Source organism: Parabacteroides sp. D25 (assembly GCF_000307475.1).
In the GTDB taxonomy this organism is placed as follows: domain Bacteria; phylum Bacteroidota; class Bacteroidia; order Bacteroidales; family Tannerellaceae; genus Parabacteroides; species Parabacteroides distasonis.
Genome location: NZ_JH976510.1, coordinates 91,774 through 106,183 on the forward strand (window position 1 = coordinate 91,774; position 14,410 = coordinate 106,183).

The 14,410-nt window shown below is 43.5% G+C and carries 16 protein-coding genes; 11 read left to right on the forward strand and 5 right to left on the reverse strand.

Going from position 1 to position 14,410, the window contains the following annotated elements:
• Positions 1-46 precede the first annotated feature (46 nt).
• On the reverse strand, positions 47-1,339 hold the full coding sequence (locus tag HMPREF0999_RS20605) for a M64 family metallopeptidase (RefSeq protein WP_009276813.1): 1,293 nt from the start codon (positions 1,337-1,339) through the stop codon (positions 47-49).
• 109 nt (positions 1,340-1,448) lie between these two features.
• Between HMPREF0999_RS20605 and HMPREF0999_RS20610 the strand changes: the two genes are divergently transcribed.
• On the forward strand, positions 1,449-1,925 hold the full coding sequence (locus tag HMPREF0999_RS20610) for a pyridoxamine 5'-phosphate oxidase family protein (protein ID WP_009018635.1): 477 nt from the start codon (positions 1,449-1,451) through the stop codon (positions 1,923-1,925).
• Positions 1,926-1,963: 38 nt separating this feature from the next.
• Here HMPREF0999_RS20610 and HMPREF0999_RS20615 read toward each other — a convergent pair whose 3' ends face one another.
• Entirely contained in the window at positions 1,964-2,596 is a 633-nt protein-coding gene (locus HMPREF0999_RS20615; protein ID WP_008774437.1) for a peroxiredoxin, read from the reverse strand.
• A 172-nt stretch (positions 2,597-2,768) separates the two neighbouring features.
• Between HMPREF0999_RS20615 and HMPREF0999_RS20620 the strand changes: the two genes are divergently transcribed.
• The 5 genes from HMPREF0999_RS20620 (at position 2,769) to HMPREF0999_RS20640 (ending at position 8,552) form a co-directional block, all read left to right on the forward strand.
• Positions 2,769-4,637, forward strand: coding sequence for a sensor histidine kinase (locus tag HMPREF0999_RS20620; RefSeq protein WP_009276814.1), 1,869 nt, complete (start codon positions 2,769-2,771; stop codon positions 4,635-4,637).
• Positions 4,638-4,807: 170 nt separating this feature from the next.
• Positions 4,808-6,034: a glycine betaine/L-proline ABC transporter ATP-binding protein gene (locus HMPREF0999_RS20625; protein WP_008781005.1), complete on the forward strand. Its 1,227-nt coding sequence runs from the start codon at positions 4,808-4,810 to the stop codon at positions 6,032-6,034.
• A complete protein-coding gene (locus HMPREF0999_RS20630) occupies positions 6,031-6,864 on the forward strand; it encodes an ABC transporter permease (RefSeq protein WP_009276815.1) in 834 nt (277 codons plus the stop codon). The genes HMPREF0999_RS20625 and HMPREF0999_RS20630 overlap by 4 nt, the downstream gene beginning before the upstream one ends.
• 28 nt (positions 6,865-6,892) lie before the next feature.
• Complete coding sequence (locus HMPREF0999_RS20635; protein WP_009276816.1) at positions 6,893-7,786, forward strand: glycine betaine ABC transporter substrate-binding protein; 894 nt, start codon at positions 6,893-6,895, stop codon at positions 7,784-7,786.
• Positions 7,773-8,552, forward strand: coding sequence for an SGNH/GDSL hydrolase family protein (locus HMPREF0999_RS20640; RefSeq protein WP_029257275.1), 780 nt, complete (start codon positions 7,773-7,775; stop codon positions 8,550-8,552). The genes HMPREF0999_RS20635 and HMPREF0999_RS20640 overlap by 14 nt, the downstream gene beginning before the upstream one ends.
• 82 nt (positions 8,553-8,634) lie before the next feature.
• Here the strand turns inward: HMPREF0999_RS20640 and HMPREF0999_RS20645 are convergent, their stop codons facing one another.
• Together HMPREF0999_RS20645 and HMPREF0999_RS20650 are read right to left on the reverse strand one after the other, a co-directional pair.
• Complete coding sequence (locus tag HMPREF0999_RS20645; RefSeq protein WP_005865648.1) at positions 8,635-9,117, reverse strand: ferritin; 483 nt, start codon at positions 9,115-9,117, stop codon at positions 8,635-8,637.
• An 87-nt stretch (positions 9,118-9,204) separates the two neighbouring features.
• Positions 9,205-9,633: an Hsp20/alpha crystallin family protein gene (locus tag HMPREF0999_RS20650; RefSeq protein WP_005855288.1), complete on the reverse strand. Its 429-nt coding sequence runs from the start codon at positions 9,631-9,633 to the stop codon at positions 9,205-9,207.
• A gap of 374 nt (positions 9,634-10,007) precedes the next feature.
• On the opposite strand from HMPREF0999_RS20650, the gene HMPREF0999_RS20655 reads away from it, so the two are divergent.
• The 5 genes from HMPREF0999_RS20655 (at position 10,008) to HMPREF0999_RS20675 (ending at position 13,512) form a co-directional block, all read left to right on the forward strand.
• Positions 10,008-10,634, forward strand: a complete 627-nt coding sequence (locus HMPREF0999_RS20655) for an NUDIX hydrolase N-terminal domain-containing protein (protein ID WP_009276818.1) — start codon at positions 10,008-10,010, stop codon at positions 10,632-10,634.
• A 43-nt stretch (positions 10,635-10,677) separates the two neighbouring features.
• Positions 10,678-11,028, forward strand: a complete 351-nt coding sequence (locus tag HMPREF0999_RS20660) for an L-rhamnose mutarotase (protein ID WP_009276819.1) — start codon at positions 10,678-10,680, stop codon at positions 11,026-11,028.
• Between the two features lie 8 nt (positions 11,029-11,036).
• On the forward strand, positions 11,037-12,260 hold the full coding sequence (locus tag HMPREF0999_RS20665) for a sugar MFS transporter (protein WP_008774430.1): 1,224 nt from the start codon (positions 11,037-11,039) through the stop codon (positions 12,258-12,260).
• A gap of 153 nt (positions 12,261-12,413) precedes the next feature.
• Entirely contained in the window at positions 12,414-12,959 is a 546-nt protein-coding gene (locus HMPREF0999_RS20670; RefSeq protein ID WP_005855300.1) for a hypothetical protein, read from the forward strand.
• A gap of 1 nt (position 12,960) precedes the next feature.
• Positions 12,961-13,512 (forward strand): hypothetical protein, encoded by a 552-nt coding sequence (locus tag HMPREF0999_RS20675; RefSeq protein ID WP_005855303.1) that lies wholly within the window; start codon positions 12,961-12,963, stop codon positions 13,510-13,512.
• A gap of 55 nt (positions 13,513-13,567) precedes the next feature.
• Here the strand turns inward: HMPREF0999_RS20675 and HMPREF0999_RS20680 are convergent, their stop codons facing one another.
• Positions 13,568-14,401, reverse strand: coding sequence for an OmpA family protein (locus tag HMPREF0999_RS20680; protein ID WP_009276820.1), 834 nt, complete (start codon positions 14,399-14,401; stop codon positions 13,568-13,570).
• Between the last annotated feature and the right edge of the window lie 9 nt (positions 14,402-14,410).

Genomic DNA, 14,410 nt, shown 5'->3' on the forward strand with positions numbered 1-14,410 from the left:
TAATAGTTGATGTAACAAAGCTATTAGGGTACCCGCTCTTTCCTTGTTAATGTTTTATCGGTTTATCCGTGAAGTAATCGATCATCTTTAAGATCGCCCGGCTACAAGCTGGACAGAATGGAGCGTAATCACGCATCATACAGTGATCCATCGGGCGATAAATGCCTTTAGCGATGTAACCGCCTCCCTCGAATACGCCTGCCTTATCCTTATGGGCGTCATCTAATGGGGTAGGTATCGGTGTATTAGTCGGTAGAAGATCTTTCCATTTAGCATCGAAGTTAACCAAGGTCGTGATGTTCGGTTCCCAAGGCTCGTACTTCAAATTATAAAAATCTTGATAAGCGACCTCGGAACTGAAATATTCATCGGCTAGACCAGCGAAACTATGTCCGAACTCGTGAACGAATACGACCGGGGTACGTGGGTTATCGGCGGTTCCCATGGCATAAAAATTATACATACCGCCACCACCGTAAGCGTCCGTGTTTACCAAGATGAAGATTGCGTCGCAAGGAGCGTTCCATACGGCGTCACGTATAGACTTCATATCCGGGGTGGTTAAATAGCGATCTACACCGAATGTATAATAACCGGAATTCAACGCGGTATTCTTGAATATACCTTTACCGGATACATCTGTTCCCGATTCTTCCGAAACGGCATCTACCGCCCAGACATTGAAATCTTCCCGGCGAGTGTCATAAGGCGGGGTTTTAAACAATGCCTCCGTAAAACGTTTGGCATCAGCTACGAATTTCTCTTGCTCATCCGCCGTATAACCTTCCGCTAAGAATACGAGGTCTACTTTCCCGGAGGAATCCCCGTTATATCGGATTTTTGTGATCCGGTTTTCCTTGAGTTTCCCCCGGTCAATAAAAATACTGGCCGGATCAATCTCTTGTTTCAATAAAGGATGGAACTGCATGTCGGCCTTGTCTCTTGCCGTAATCTCAATGATGACAGGAGCTTTCGGATAGGGGATAGAGATGCTATTTGTCCAAGATTGTGTCTCGGTCTTCGCTTGCTCCGTACTTCTCCATTCTTCGAATAACGTATTGAATCCTCGTGAGTAGATCAACTCTTTACCGGCTTTATCATATACATTAATATAATACCCTCCATAACCAAACGGATCGATCAAGTTTTTGACCGGCCCCGCCCAGACAGGTTCTTCCCGGAGTTGTTGTATAGCGGCGGCTTGGAAATCCCAATTTCCACTCAATGCGAAATCAATCCGGAGACTTTTCTTCGTGAAGTGTTTTTCAAAATTAGTTTGTGCCAGACAAGTGAAACTGTAAAGAATGGCGAATAATAATAAGGTTATTCTTGCTCTCATAGATCTATAATATTTATCATGTGTCAACTTTATGACGCAAATGTATATTATTTTTTTTTAGATTTGCCACGATTAGTGTATTATACTCGTTTATAAATAAATTAGACCTATGTTTAGAGAGATCAGACGAAAAGACCGGATTTTGGATAATGAGTTGGCAATTCGTTTATTGGAGGAGGCGGAATATGGTTTTTTGGCCATGTCGGGGATAAATGGGTATGGGTATGGAATCCCGATCAATTATGTAAAGGAAGGGGATTCTATTTATTTCCATTGCGCTCCGGAAGGGTATAAGCTGGAATGTCTACGAGAAAACCCGAAAGTGAGTTTCACGGTAGTTGGCGCTACACAAATCGTTCCGGGAAAATTCACGACAGGTTACGAGAGCACTATCGCTTTTGGAGAGATGCATTTGGATTTGCCGGAAGAAGAGCGTCGGTATGCCTTGCGGCTACTCGTGAATAAATATTCATCGGCGTTTAAGGAGATCGGCGAAAAGTATATTGAGAAATCTTTTTACCGGACTAATATCTTACGTCTAGATATCTCGCATATCTCGGGAAAGTGTAAACGATTGTCTCAATAGTATAAAAAAGGGGGCCTAGCCCCCTTTCTTGCAATATATCAATGATGGCTTAAATAATTAGAGACTCCTGCGTTTGTCGCTTTCATGGCGTCTTTTCCTTTGGACCAATTTGCCGGGCAAACCTCGCCATATTCTTCGAAGTGCTGTAAGGCGTCGACCATACGGAGAGCCTCGTCTACGTTACGGCCTAATGGTAAATCGTTGATTACATAATGACGGATCAAGCCCTCTTTGTCAATCAGGAACAGACCCCGGTAAGCGACCGGATTTCCTCTGGAGATAAGTTCTCCACTTTCGTTCGTAATATAATCAGCGGCCAATACGCCAAAGTTTTCAGAGATGGTTTTGGAAAAATCGGATACGAGTGGATAAGTCACCCCATGGATACCTCCTTTATTCTTATCTTGGTTTAACCATGCGAAATGAGAAAATTGAGAATCGACGGAGCAACCAACCACCGCTACGTTACGTCTTTCGAATTCCTGTAACTTTTGTTGGAAGGCATGTAATTCTGTCGGGCAAACGAATGTAAAGTCCATCGGATAGAAAAACATGACTACATACTTCTTGCCTACATATTGTTCCAAAGAGAAATCCTCGATGATCTCATTGCCATTCACTACTGCCGGAGCGTGGAATTCCGGTGCCTTTTTACCTATTAATGCTTTCATATTATAATTAATTTGTTTGTTAAGTAACAAGCGTAAGTGAAGGTTTGTTGTTGCTTTTTAGTAAAGAGACTGATTTTCTTGTGAAATAGACCTAAAGTTTATGCTTTAAAATTTCTCTGATTTTCAAAGATTTTATTTCTTTGTAACTTATTGATGTTAATAAAGAAAGTATATGGAGGTTTCCGAGGTAAAACAGCGTTTGCTGACAGATTTTTTTACATATTATCCCATGGGAGGTGCTCTGTATGATAAAAACGGTGCGCTAATTGATATAAATAAGTCCTTAAACGAGAAATTTCCTTTTACGAATGAAGCGGACTTCTTATTAAATAATCTTTTTCGTACAGATTTGTTGACCGATCTTCAAAAACAATATCTGCGTGGGGGAAGCGTGGTTTCCGGTTCTTTGCCTGTACCGTATTCTATCATCCCCTCAATGAATGAGAATAGAGAGATTCTTGGATATACCTTATTATTAACGGGTAATCCGGCGGTCGGGCAGGAGGCAGCCGGTTATGACCGGGAATTGAAGGAATTGACGGACATGTCGCAAAAGATGGCGGAAGCGGTTCCTGATACGATCCTTTTGGTAAACAAGCAACTGGTTGTAGAGAGGATTATCGCTTATGCTATGGAGACTTGTATAACACCAGAGTCGATCAATCGGCGTATCGATGATCTTCCGGGTTTCATTTATCCGGATGAGACTAAGCGTCGTGTGGCTGCGATCGTGCAAAGTTGCTTGAATAAGTCGGAGATCATGAATTTAGATTTATCGATTCCGGGACATAACGCTCCGATCGTTTATTTTAAACTACGGTTGGTACCTGTACATGACCGGTATGTGATTATTTATATACGGAATGTATCGGAGCTCGTTGAGCAGGAGAAAGCGAATGAGGCGTTAAGCAGTAAGTTGTCCGAAAGTCGGATGATGATGGAGCTTGCTTTGCAGAATAGCAAGATTACGACTTATTCTTTTAATTTCAGCCGATTTAAGTCTTGCGATAAAGTACATTGTAACCGTTGTTTCCAGTTTTATGGCACGACCAATAGTTTATTGAAACGTAATCAGTTCATCTGTCAGGCTTTGCCGCAACTTCGTCACCCGGACGATTCTGGCGACTTTTTCTATCTATTCAATACGATCCGTACGAATAAATTGGATGAATATAAAATAGATTTTCGTCTAAAGAACGATGATAACACCTATCGGATCTATGAGGTGATCGGTAAGACGCATGAGAAAGATGAGAATGGTTTCCCGAATTTGATTGTTGGTTGTATGATCGATGATCAAGAACGATTGGAGTTTGAGGAGGACTTGATCCGTGCCAAGGAAAAAGCGGAGGAGGCGGATATGCTTAAGTCAACTTTCTTAGCAAATATGACCCATGAGATCCGTACGCCATTGAACGCTATTGTCGGTTTCTCTGATTTGTTAGGAGTGGAGGAGGATTTGGAATTGCGTCAAAATTATATTAGCTTGATCAAGATGAACAATGATTTACTTTTAAGTATAGTCAATGATGTTTTGGATATTTCCAGAATCGAGTCTGATATGATGACATTTACTTATATGGATGTTTATTTACCTTCCTTTATGAAAGATCTATATAACTCCATACAATTACGTAAGCCGGAAGGGGTGGAAATAACCTTGGATGCATGTCCCGATATCATATTTAATATAGATCGAAATCGATTATGGCAAATCTGCATGAATTTATTGACGAATGCGGTTAAGCATACCAAGAAAGGTAGTATCTGGTTTGGATATACGCTTGAGGATGAGGGGAAAATGGTTAAGTTTTATGTCTCGGATACAGGTTGTGGCATTCCCAAGGATGAATTGGATAATATCTTTGCCCGATTCGTGCAATTAAGCGATTTTGAGCAAGGAGTCGGATTGGGATTAGCAATTTGTAAAGGTCTGGTATTAAAAATGGGCGGTAATATTTCAGTGATTTCCGAAGAAGGATTTGGTTCTACATTTATTTTCACTTTACCTATGAAAAGACCCAATAGTTGGAAAAACTAGTGAACAAAACTCTTTGAAATTCGGTTGTCTATATAAGAGATGATTTAGGTTGTAGTCAATTTCCATAATAAGCATTAACTTATACATGCTTTTGGTTTATGTTTTGCCATAAGAAATTCTGGACTTATGGCCTAATCTTTTTGTATCATACCTGTAATCAAGGATTTTATATGACGAAAATAGAAATAAAGAATTTATCTATTCTTTTCGGCCCGGAGAAAATGCGTGCGAAAAGAATGCTAGTAGCGGGAAAAAGTAAACAAAACATTTTGAAAGAAACGGGTTGCACGGTAGCTGTACGTAATGCGAACCTAAAGATTGAGGAAGGGGAGTTATTTGTGATAATGGGACTTTCCGGAAGTGGAAAATCTACGCTGTTACGTTGTATTAACCGATTGAACGAACCCTCTTTGGGAGAAGTCTTTATCAACGGAAAAAACATAACGACTTCCTCGGATAAAGAATTATTGGATATACGGCGTAAGGAAATGGCTATGGTTTTCCAGCATTTTGGATTGCTGCCCCATCGCACGGTATTGAGTAATATCGCTTTTGGCTTGGAGTTACAAGGGGTTCCTAAAAAAGAAAGAGACCAGAAAGCTGTGGAAAGTGTAGCCCTAGTAGGGTTAAAAGGATACGAGAACCAGAAGGTTAGCGAGTTGTCTGGAGGTATGCAGCAACGTGTCGGATTGGCCCGTGCGATCGCGAATGATCCCGAGGTGCTCTTGATGGATGAGGCTTTTTCTGCCTTAGACCCATTGATCCGTGTACAGATGCAGGATGAGCTATTGAAACTACAAGAGAAGATGCAAAAAACGATCATCTTTATTACGCATGATCTTGACGAGGCGATTAAGTTGGGGGATCGTATCGCCATTATGAAAGACGGGGAGGTCGTGCAAGTAGGTACCCCTGAGGAGATCTTGACAGACCCGGCCAATCATTACGTCTCTAGATTTACGGAAAATGTAGATCGTGGACGTATCGTTACGGCCTCATCGATTATGATAACCCAGCCGGTTGTCGCTCGTATCCGTAAAGATGGCCCGGAGACCGTGTTGAGGAAAATGAAAGAGAAAAACTTATATGTATTGCCGGTCGTGGATGGGAATAGGCAATTTCTGGGCGAGGTTCGTTTGAAAGATGTCTTGGCTCTTCGGAAAGCGGGGAATCATGATCTCTCGTCGATTGTGATGAAAGAGGTGCCTTCGGTTCTGGAAAACACGACGGTTGAGGATATGCTTCCTTTGTTACCGGAGATCCGGCAGGCCTTACCGGTCGTTAATGAGGCCAACCAATTGGCTGGCTTGGTTTCTACTTCATCGATTATAATCGAGATGACGGGGAAGGATAAAGAGGAAATAGATCAAATTGTTCAAAATGCGATAGAATTATGATAAATATAGGAAAATATATAGAGATTGCCATTAATTGGCTGACTGAGCATTTCGCTCGTTTTTTTGATGTGATAAATGATGGGGTCGGAGGATTTATCGATACTTTTCAAGATGGGCTGACTTGGATTCCGTTTTATGTGATGATTTTGGGCTTGGCATTGTTGGCTTGGTTCAAGGCAGGAAAAGGAGTCGGCGTGTTCACGGCATTGGGTCTATTGTTAATTTACGGAATGGGTTTCTGGGTGGAAACGATGCAGACTTTGGCCTTGGTACTGTCTTCTACCATTATCGCCTTGATGATCGGAGTTCCGTTAGGAATTTGGACCGCACGTAGTGACCGGGCGGATAAGATCATCCATCCGGTCTTGGATTTGATGCAAACGATGCCCGCTTTCGTCTACTTGATACCTGCCGTTTTGTTTTTTGGTTTAGGTCCGGTACCCGGCGCCTTTGCAACGGTGATTTTTGCCATGCCTCCGGTTGTGCGGTTGACCGATCTGGGAATCCGTCAAGTCCCGGCCGATATTGTGGAGGCTACCCGCTCATTTGGCGCTACTTCCACTCAGTTGCTCTATAAGGTGCAATTGCCATTGGCTTTGCCAACGATCATGACGGGAGTGAATCAAACGATCATGCTTTCACTTTCTATGGTAGTTATAGCGGCCATGATCTCGGCAGGAGGATTGGGTGAGATTGTCTTGCGAGGAATTACCCAAATGAAAATAGGTTTAGGTTTCGAAGGAGGTATAGCGGTCGTTATCTTGGCTATTATCTTGGATCGTATTACGCAGGGCTGGGCGAAAGGTAAAGTGAATAAACAAAAGAAATAAGAAACATAGAAAAGAAAGAAATAGATATATGAGACGATTTACGATTATTATTGGATGCTGTATGCTTTTGGTGACCTTACAATTTATTTTCAGTTGTGTGGATAGCAAGGATCGAAAGAAAATATCGATAGCGTACGCTAATTGGGCGGAGGGCATTGCTATGACCAACTTAGCCAAAGTGATATTAGAGGATCAAGGATATCGGGTAACATTAAAAAATGCGGATATCGCCCCGATCTTTACTTCTGTCGCTTCGGGAAAAGCGGATGTGTTCATGGATGCATGGTTACCGGTGACCCATGCGGATTATATGGAACAATACGGTGACCGGCTTGAGACACTCGGAACGGTTTATGAGCATGCGAAATTGGGCTTGGTAGTTCCGGAGTACGTTACCATTCGTTCCATCGAGGATTTGAATGCCCATAAAGATCAGTTTAAAGGTGAGATTATAGGGATCGATGCCGGCGCCGGTTTGATGAACTCGGCGGATAAGGCGGTTCAAGATTATTCTTTGGATTTTGATTTGAAATCTTCCAGTGGGGCTACGATGGTTGCTTTCTTGAAGAAATCGATTGATGCGAACGAATGGATCGTGGTTACCGGATGGACCCCTCATTGGATGTTCTCACGTTATCCGTTAAAATTCTTGGAAGACCCGAAAGAGGAATTTGGAGACTCGGAGCATATCGAGGTTATCGCTACGAAAGGATTCTCTAAGAAAGATCCATATGCAGCCTCTTTTTTCAAGAACTTTAAGTTAACCGATGAACAACTGAGCGAATTGATGTATTATATGGAAGACGGGACACGTACGGAATCGCGATCAGCCCGTGTTTGGCTTGAAAAACATCCCGAGATAATCAAATTATTCTTACCTTCGCAGGAGAATCAATTGAATGGGAGCCATGAGACAAATTAAGGGAGTCATATGTATTTTAATAAGTATCGTTATGTGTTGGTCTGCTTCAGCCGCAAACAATAAACGTTATGTGAATATCGTATTTATCGGGAATAGTATCACGTTTGGCGCCGGGTTACCGAAGCCTGTCCATGATGCGCCTCCTGTAAAGGCTGCGTTGTTTTTAAGCAAGTGCCCGGAGGTGGCTTCAGTCAAGTATACCAATAGAGGACAGAGCGGATGCACTACCGTTGATTATTTGCCGGATACGAATACGCTTTTCCCGTGGGCCGTACGTGCTGCCGATAAATTTAAGGATGAGACTTGGGCGGATTTGGTATTCTCTATTATGCTGGGGACGAACGATAGCGCGATAGAAGGCACGAACGGCTGCCCGGTAGCGCCCGAGCGGTATTATGAGAATATGAAGACAATTATCAATCGCTTATTAGCTTTATACCCGAATTGCCGTATTGTGGTACATCGTCCTTTATGGTATAGCCCGAATACGTATAATGGGGCTAAATATTTGGAAGAAGGCTTACGAAGGCTCCAAGATTATTATCCGCAAATACAACGATTAGTCGATTATTATGCGTCTCATTTTCCCGGACAAGTCTTTCTGGGAGATACGAAGGGATTTGATTACTTTAAGGAAAACCATTTGACAGATTTCCAAGCGGAGAAGGGTAACGCCGGAGTGTTCTATCTTCATCCGAATGAGAAAGGAGCGGTCCGGTTAGGCGAATTGTGGAGTGAGGCGATTCGTCAGGCTTTAGGGCTTTGACCTCTATAAAAAAGCCATGCCATCCCAAGAAGACGACATGGCTTTTTAGGCCCATTTATAGGCATGACAAGCAGGTATTCGTTTATCTTTTTCCTAATCGATGATCCATTAATACGGCATGATGTTCTCCGTATAATTTAAGTTTCTCGACAATATTTTTCGCTGTAGCCTCTTCCTCTACCTGTTCCCGAACGAAGCCCCATAGGAAATCTTGTGTCGCCTTGTCTTTCTCTTCGGAAGCGATATCGACAATCTTGTCGATTGATCCGGATACATGCACCTCATGCTCGTAGATATGCTGGAAAATCTCCAACGGCTCTCCCCATGCTGTAGGAACGGAATTAACTACTCCGATCGTCACTTGTCCGCCACGCTTGATTGAGTAATCGATCATTTTATAGGCGTGCTCAAGTTCTTCTTGCGATTGTTTTAACGTCCAATGCGCAAAACCATCCAGTCCTATCTGAGTGAAATGTACCGACATGGATAAATATAGGTTGGATGACCACATCTCCATGTTGATTTGCTCGTTTAGAGCATCTGATAATTTTCTGCTTAAAATCATAATGGCTTATTCTATTTTATGTTGTTTATAAATAGAACAAGCCATTATCGGTTTTGTTGAGTTTTTACGAAGGAAAGTGTATCGAGGTTATTTGATCTCGATTACTTTCTCGGCCATTTTAGCCTCTTCCTCAGTTCTTTTCGGTATGCTGATACTCAAGACGCCGTTCTCAACCTTCGCCTCAATCTTGTCTTTCTCTACATTGTCAGGCAAAACCATGGTTTGTTGGAACTTGCTATAAGAGAATTCGCGTCTCAGATAGCGTCCGTCTTTCTTATCCTCATTCTTTTCTTCTTTTTTCTCCATAGATACGACCAAGTTGTTGTTCTCATCGATCTTGATGTTGAAATCGTTCTTCGTCATACCGGGAGCGGCTACCTCAACTCGATAATCCTTATCGGATTCTATCACGTTGATGGCTGGAGCTGTAGAGTTTGCTTTTATCATCCAGTCGTTGTCAAATAAATCATTGAATACATACGGTAACCAATTTTGACTTCTTCTCATCGGTGTCATAATACAGTCCTCCAATTATTAGTTAAACATTCTATTTACTATTCTTATTTCTGAACTCGTCCTTTTTAATCTCGAATTCGCTATAGATACTTCAAATGGCATGCCAATCTGATAATGTGTGTGTTAACTCGGATGAAAGAGATTGAATAAGGTTTAACCCACGCATGGGGAACTTATGTTTCGGGGGATGCGGGTGCAGGGAATAATATCTTTTAGAAACTGGAATAAGATACAATGAAACGGGAATCTGTAATATTGGCATAATATACGTTATTTTGGCACGATAGAATGACGGACTGGATAATAACTTTTATCTTTAGACGTTCTATTCATGAATCATATGGGATCATGTTATCTAAAACAGTAAAGCTATTATGTCTAGAAGTAAGGAATTGATTTTATTGGGCCAGCGTATCCGGGCCTTGTCTCAGACGGGGTTGGTTTATTCATTAAGCGAGTACGATACGGAACGTTATGAAGAGTTGAGCCGCCTAAGTGATGAGATAACGGCTCTGGCTACCGGATTGAAGCCCGATGATGTGGCGAGTGGTTACCGCCCGGCCCAAGAGTATGTAACCCCGAAAGTCGATATCCGTGCGGTTGTCTTTAACGAGAAAGACGAGATTTTGCTGGTCCGTGAGAAAATGGACGGATGTTGGTCGTTGCCCGGCGGATGGAGCGATGTGGGGTATTCCCCGAAAGAGGTAGCGGCGAAAGAGGTGAAAGAGGAGACGGGCTTGGATGTGCTTCCGGTCCGCTTGCTGGCCGTGATGGATATGAGCAAGCATCCGCATCCCGCTATACCTTATTATGTATATAAGTTTTTTATCCTTTGCGAGTTGAAGGGCGGGTCGTTTACCGAGACCTTCGATATCTTGGGGAAAGGCTTCTTTCGATTGGAGGAGTTGCCCCCGTTGTCCTTGGAGCGTGTGCTGCCGGAGCAGATCCAACGGATGTACGCCTATTATAAGCATCCGGGCGAAGATGTTTATCTGGATTAAGGATACTTTTGTACCTTCGCGACTTCATTTTAAAAACAATGTTATGAAAAGATATTGTCAGACCTTGGATCTGAAAGAGGACGAGCAGTTGATAAAAGAGTATTGCTATTGGCATTCGCCGGAACATATCTGGCCGGAGATACCGGAAGGAATCCGTGCGGTAGGGATCTTGAATATGGAGATTTACCGTTTGGGAACCCGGTTGTTCATGATCGTGGAGACGCCCGATGATTTTGATTGGGATGCGGCGTTCGCCCGTTTGGCGACGATGGATAAGCAAGCGGAATGGGAGGACTTCGTGGCGAAGTATCAGAAAGCCGTTCCGGGAAGCTCCTCGTCGGAGAAATGGCAGTTAATGGAATGTATGTTTAAATTGCCGGGCGCGAGTAAATAGACGGAAGGATGGAAAAACAAAAGAAACAGTCGCTGGTGGCCGCCCCGGGAGGGAAATCTTATTTGGTCCCATTTATCTTGATCACGAGTTTGTTCTTGCTTTGGGGATTCGCCCACGGACTCTTGGATGTGCTGAACAAGCATTTCCAAGGAGTCTTCACGATGACCAAAGCAGAGAGCGGCTTGGTGCAATTCTCTACGTATATCGCTTATTTCTTGATGGCGTTGCCGGCGGGAGCGTTCATGAAACGTTACGGATATAGGAAAGGGATTATCATGGGTTTGCTATTGTTCGCTATCGGAGCTTTCGGGTTTATCCCGGCAGCTTTTTTGCATTCGGCTACGCCTTTCTTGATCGCCTTGTTTGTGATCGCTTGCGGGCTTTGTATCTTGGAGACGGCGGCGAATCCTTATTCTACGATATTGGGGCCGCCCGCTTCCGCCGCCCAACGGCTGAACTTATCCCAGTCTTTTAATGGATTAGGTTGGATATTGGGGCCATTGGTAGGTGGTTTGTTGATATTCGGGGCACCGGAGGGAGATTCGATGGCGTTGACTAAACCTTATATCTTGGTAGGTGGTATCGTCTTGTTCGTAGCGTTGCTTTTCTTTTTCACGAAGTTGCCGGAGATTAAGCCGGAAGAAGAGGAGGAGGTGACCGCTATTGTCGAGGAGAAACCCGCTGCCTCCCTATGGAAACGTAGGCAGTTTGTACGTTCCGTGGTCGCCCAATTCTGTTATTGCGCCGCGCAGACGGGAATCTTCGGGTTCTTTATTAATTACGTGACGGAGATGGACCCGGGTATCAGTAATTTGCGAGCGTCTCGTATTTTGGCATTCGGTGGAATGGCCTTGTTTATGATCGGGCGTTTGAGCGGTAGTTTTACGATGAAGTGGTTGGCTCCGGGCCGCTTGCTGACTTGGTATTCTTTGTTGAGTGCCGTTTGTATGGCTTTGGTGGTGGCTTCCGTAGGTACGCTTTCGCTATACGCTCTTTATTTATCCTTTTTCTTCATGTCCATCATGTTCCCTACGATTTTCGCGTTGGGGCTGGAAGGTATGGGCGTTTATACCAAGAAAGCCTCTTCTTATATCGTGATGGGAGTCGCCGGCGGCGCTTTCAGTCCGATGCTGATGGGATATATCGGCGAGGAGAATATGGCGCTGGGCTTCATCGTCCCGTTGATCGCTTTCTTGTATATCTTGTATTTCGCTATCAAATGCAAGCGGTAAATTTGGAATGCTGTTTTTTACTTATGGAATCCGGATAATAAACCAGTATGGCTTGTGTATGAAGGCTTGGGTTTCATGGGATAAATGTTACGCTCAAGCAATATCTGTTTATCTATATCGTTTTCATTTTAAATAAAATAAAAGAGAGTGGATATGAATAAAGGTTTGTTTTTGTGTGGGCTATTTATAGCTCTATTTCTGGCTGCTTGTGGGGATGATGAGGTTAAAATCGCTAATCAGATGACTTTATATTCAAGGCCGGATACGATTCATCTGGGGGGTGACTTAGGGATGGATTCCATATTGGTGAAGGGCTTCACGGCTTGTGAGGCGTATGACGCGAAATGGGGAACATTGCCCGGGGATGTTGCGCAAGAGTTTGATATGAATGCCTCTTATCTCTATTTCTCGTATGAGGCAAGGGTGGTTTCTTTAGAGGATAGTATTTATGATATAGGGCAGAACTCGTATGCGGAAGAGAAAGCGGGTTTTTTGAAGGATTTTAGTTCGCAAGGCTTCGTTATCAGTTCACAGCATATGCGAGATGATAAGAGGCAAGTGATAGCATGTACCTATTTAATATATGTAGAGAAGAACTCAGATGGAGAGAAGATCGATCGCTGGCTTCCTGTACGGCCGGAGGAGTTGCGATGGCGTTATCTTCGTGTAAACTTTGATCAATTAAAAAATATAGAATGATATGAGACATTTAATCGTTGTATGTTTAGCTTTTATGATGGGCCTTAATGTGGCTTGCTCACGGGTGGAAGATCTTGGTAAGGATGATTTGCATTCTGAACCGACGATAGAGATCGTAAGTGGTGATACCTTGGATATTGTAGGGTTCACTCTTGCGCATGAGCTGGCTACTAGTGAAGGACGTTTGCCTTATAACGTAGGGGATGAGTTTGGTTATACGGGTTCTTACACCTATAAGTCCTATGTGGTAAGGACGGAATATACGTATCAGGATGATGGAAATAGTATTTGGGTTTGGGAGGATACATTGAGTTCAATAATAGGTTTTTATCCTTATCTTAGATCTGAGGTATATGATCTTGCGGATGTTCAGTTCCATATCCGGTCGTGCGCTCAAGGGGGATCGGTCTCTGTCGGGGAAAGGACGGATAGGTATGATACGGCTCTCCTCCATATCATTCGTTCCGCGAATGGAGAGGATATGGATGTATGGATTCCTTGTAAACCATCGGAATTGAGGTATCGGTGTGTTGTCTATCATTTGGAAGAGTGAACGTTCTAGCCAAGCTTCGGCAGTAGATAATACCCGGAGCTTGACAATATCATTATCACTGCAACATCTGCATCAACTTATCCAACTTCGGAGCCATGATGATCTCCGTACGGCGGTTCTTGCTACGTCCATCGGCGGTCTCGTTATCAGCGACCGGCATAAACTCCCCACGACCACAAGGCTGTATCTGTAACGGATTCACCCCGTAATCCTTGGTAAGGATCCGTACTACGGAGGTCGCACGGATCACGCTTAGATCCCAATTATCCTTGAATTGGGCGGTATTGATCGGCTTGCTGTCCGTATGGCCCTCTATATAAACGTCTATATCGTTTTGCTTATTCAACACTTCGGCCAACTTAGCCAACGCTTCCTTGCCTCGTTTATCGACCCTTGCGCTACCCGATTGGAACAGAAGCTTATCCGACATGGCTACATATACTTTACCATTCTTCTCGGTTACGGTCAGCTCATCACTGTTGAAACCCAGCAAAGCGTCTTTCACGCTACTCAACAAATTCTGTACCTTTTCGTTCTGTGCGTTCATCATATCCTGTAGCTCGTTGATGGTACGCTCACGCTCGTCCAGCTCACTCATCTTTTGCTGTAACAAGGCATTCAGCTTGTCCTGCTCACCCATATTGGTATTCAACATGGTCTGGTAATTACGGATATCACGCCCCATTGTGGTCGTATCCCTTATCAAGGCGGCGATCCGGTTGTTGAGCGCATCGTTATCGTCCTTGCATTTAATCAATTCCTCCTTCAAGGCGTCGCCACGTCCGATCGCCTCCAACCGGCCGTTCTCGGCAAGGAGGTATTTCTTTTTACTCACGCACGAAGAACATAAAAGGAGTGCGGAGACCGAGATAAATAACAATCTTTTCATTTTACGCAT

Coding starts and splice junctions, on each gene's coding strand:
- HMPREF0999_RS20635 (WP_009276816.1), top strand. CDS start 6,893: ATGAGACGATTTACGATTATTATTGGATGCTGTATGCTTTTGGTGACC.
- HMPREF0999_RS20630 (WP_009276815.1), top strand. CDS start 6,031: ATGATAAATATAGGAAAATATATAGAGATTGCCATTAATTGGCTGACT.
- HMPREF0999_RS20610 (WP_009018635.1), top strand. CDS start 1,449: ATGTTTAGAGAGATCAGACGAAAAGACCGGATTTTGGATAATGAGTTG.
- HMPREF0999_RS20665 (WP_008774430.1), top strand. CDS start 11,037: ATGGAAAAACAAAAGAAACAGTCGCTGGTGGCCGCCCCGGGAGGGAAA.
- HMPREF0999_RS20670 (WP_005855300.1), top strand. CDS start 12,414: ATGAATAAAGGTTTGTTTTTGTGTGGGCTATTTATAGCTCTATTTCTG.
- HMPREF0999_RS20640 (WP_029257275.1), top strand. CDS start 7,773: ATGAGACAAATTAAGGGAGTCATATGTATTTTAATAAGTATCGTTATG.
- HMPREF0999_RS20650 (WP_005855288.1), bottom strand. CDS start 9,633: ATGACACCGATGAGAAGAAGTCAAAATTGGTTACCGTATGTATTCAAT.
- HMPREF0999_RS20645 (WP_005865648.1), bottom strand. CDS start 9,117: ATGATTTTAAGCAGAAAATTATCAGATGCTCTAAACGAGCAAATCAAC.
- HMPREF0999_RS20620 (WP_009276814.1), top strand. CDS start 2,769: ATGGAGGTTTCCGAGGTAAAACAGCGTTTGCTGACAGATTTTTTTACA.
- HMPREF0999_RS20660 (WP_009276819.1), top strand. CDS start 10,678: ATGAAAAGATATTGTCAGACCTTGGATCTGAAAGAGGACGAGCAGTTG.
- HMPREF0999_RS20680 (WP_009276820.1), bottom strand. CDS start 14,401: ATGAAAAGATTGTTATTTATCTCGGTCTCCGCACTCCTTTTATGTTCT.
- HMPREF0999_RS20605 (WP_009276813.1), bottom strand. CDS start 1,339: ATGAGAGCAAGAATAACCTTATTATTATTCGCCATTCTTTACAGTTTC.
- HMPREF0999_RS20655 (WP_009276818.1), top strand. CDS start 10,008: ATGTCTAGAAGTAAGGAATTGATTTTATTGGGCCAGCGTATCCGGGCC.
- HMPREF0999_RS20615 (WP_008774437.1), bottom strand. CDS start 2,596: ATGAAAGCATTAATAGGTAAAAAGGCACCGGAATTCCACGCTCCGGCA.
- HMPREF0999_RS20625 (WP_008781005.1), top strand. CDS start 4,808: ATGACGAAAATAGAAATAAAGAATTTATCTATTCTTTTCGGCCCGGAG.
- HMPREF0999_RS20675 (WP_005855303.1), top strand. CDS start 12,961: ATGAGACATTTAATCGTTGTATGTTTAGCTTTTATGATGGGCCTTAAT.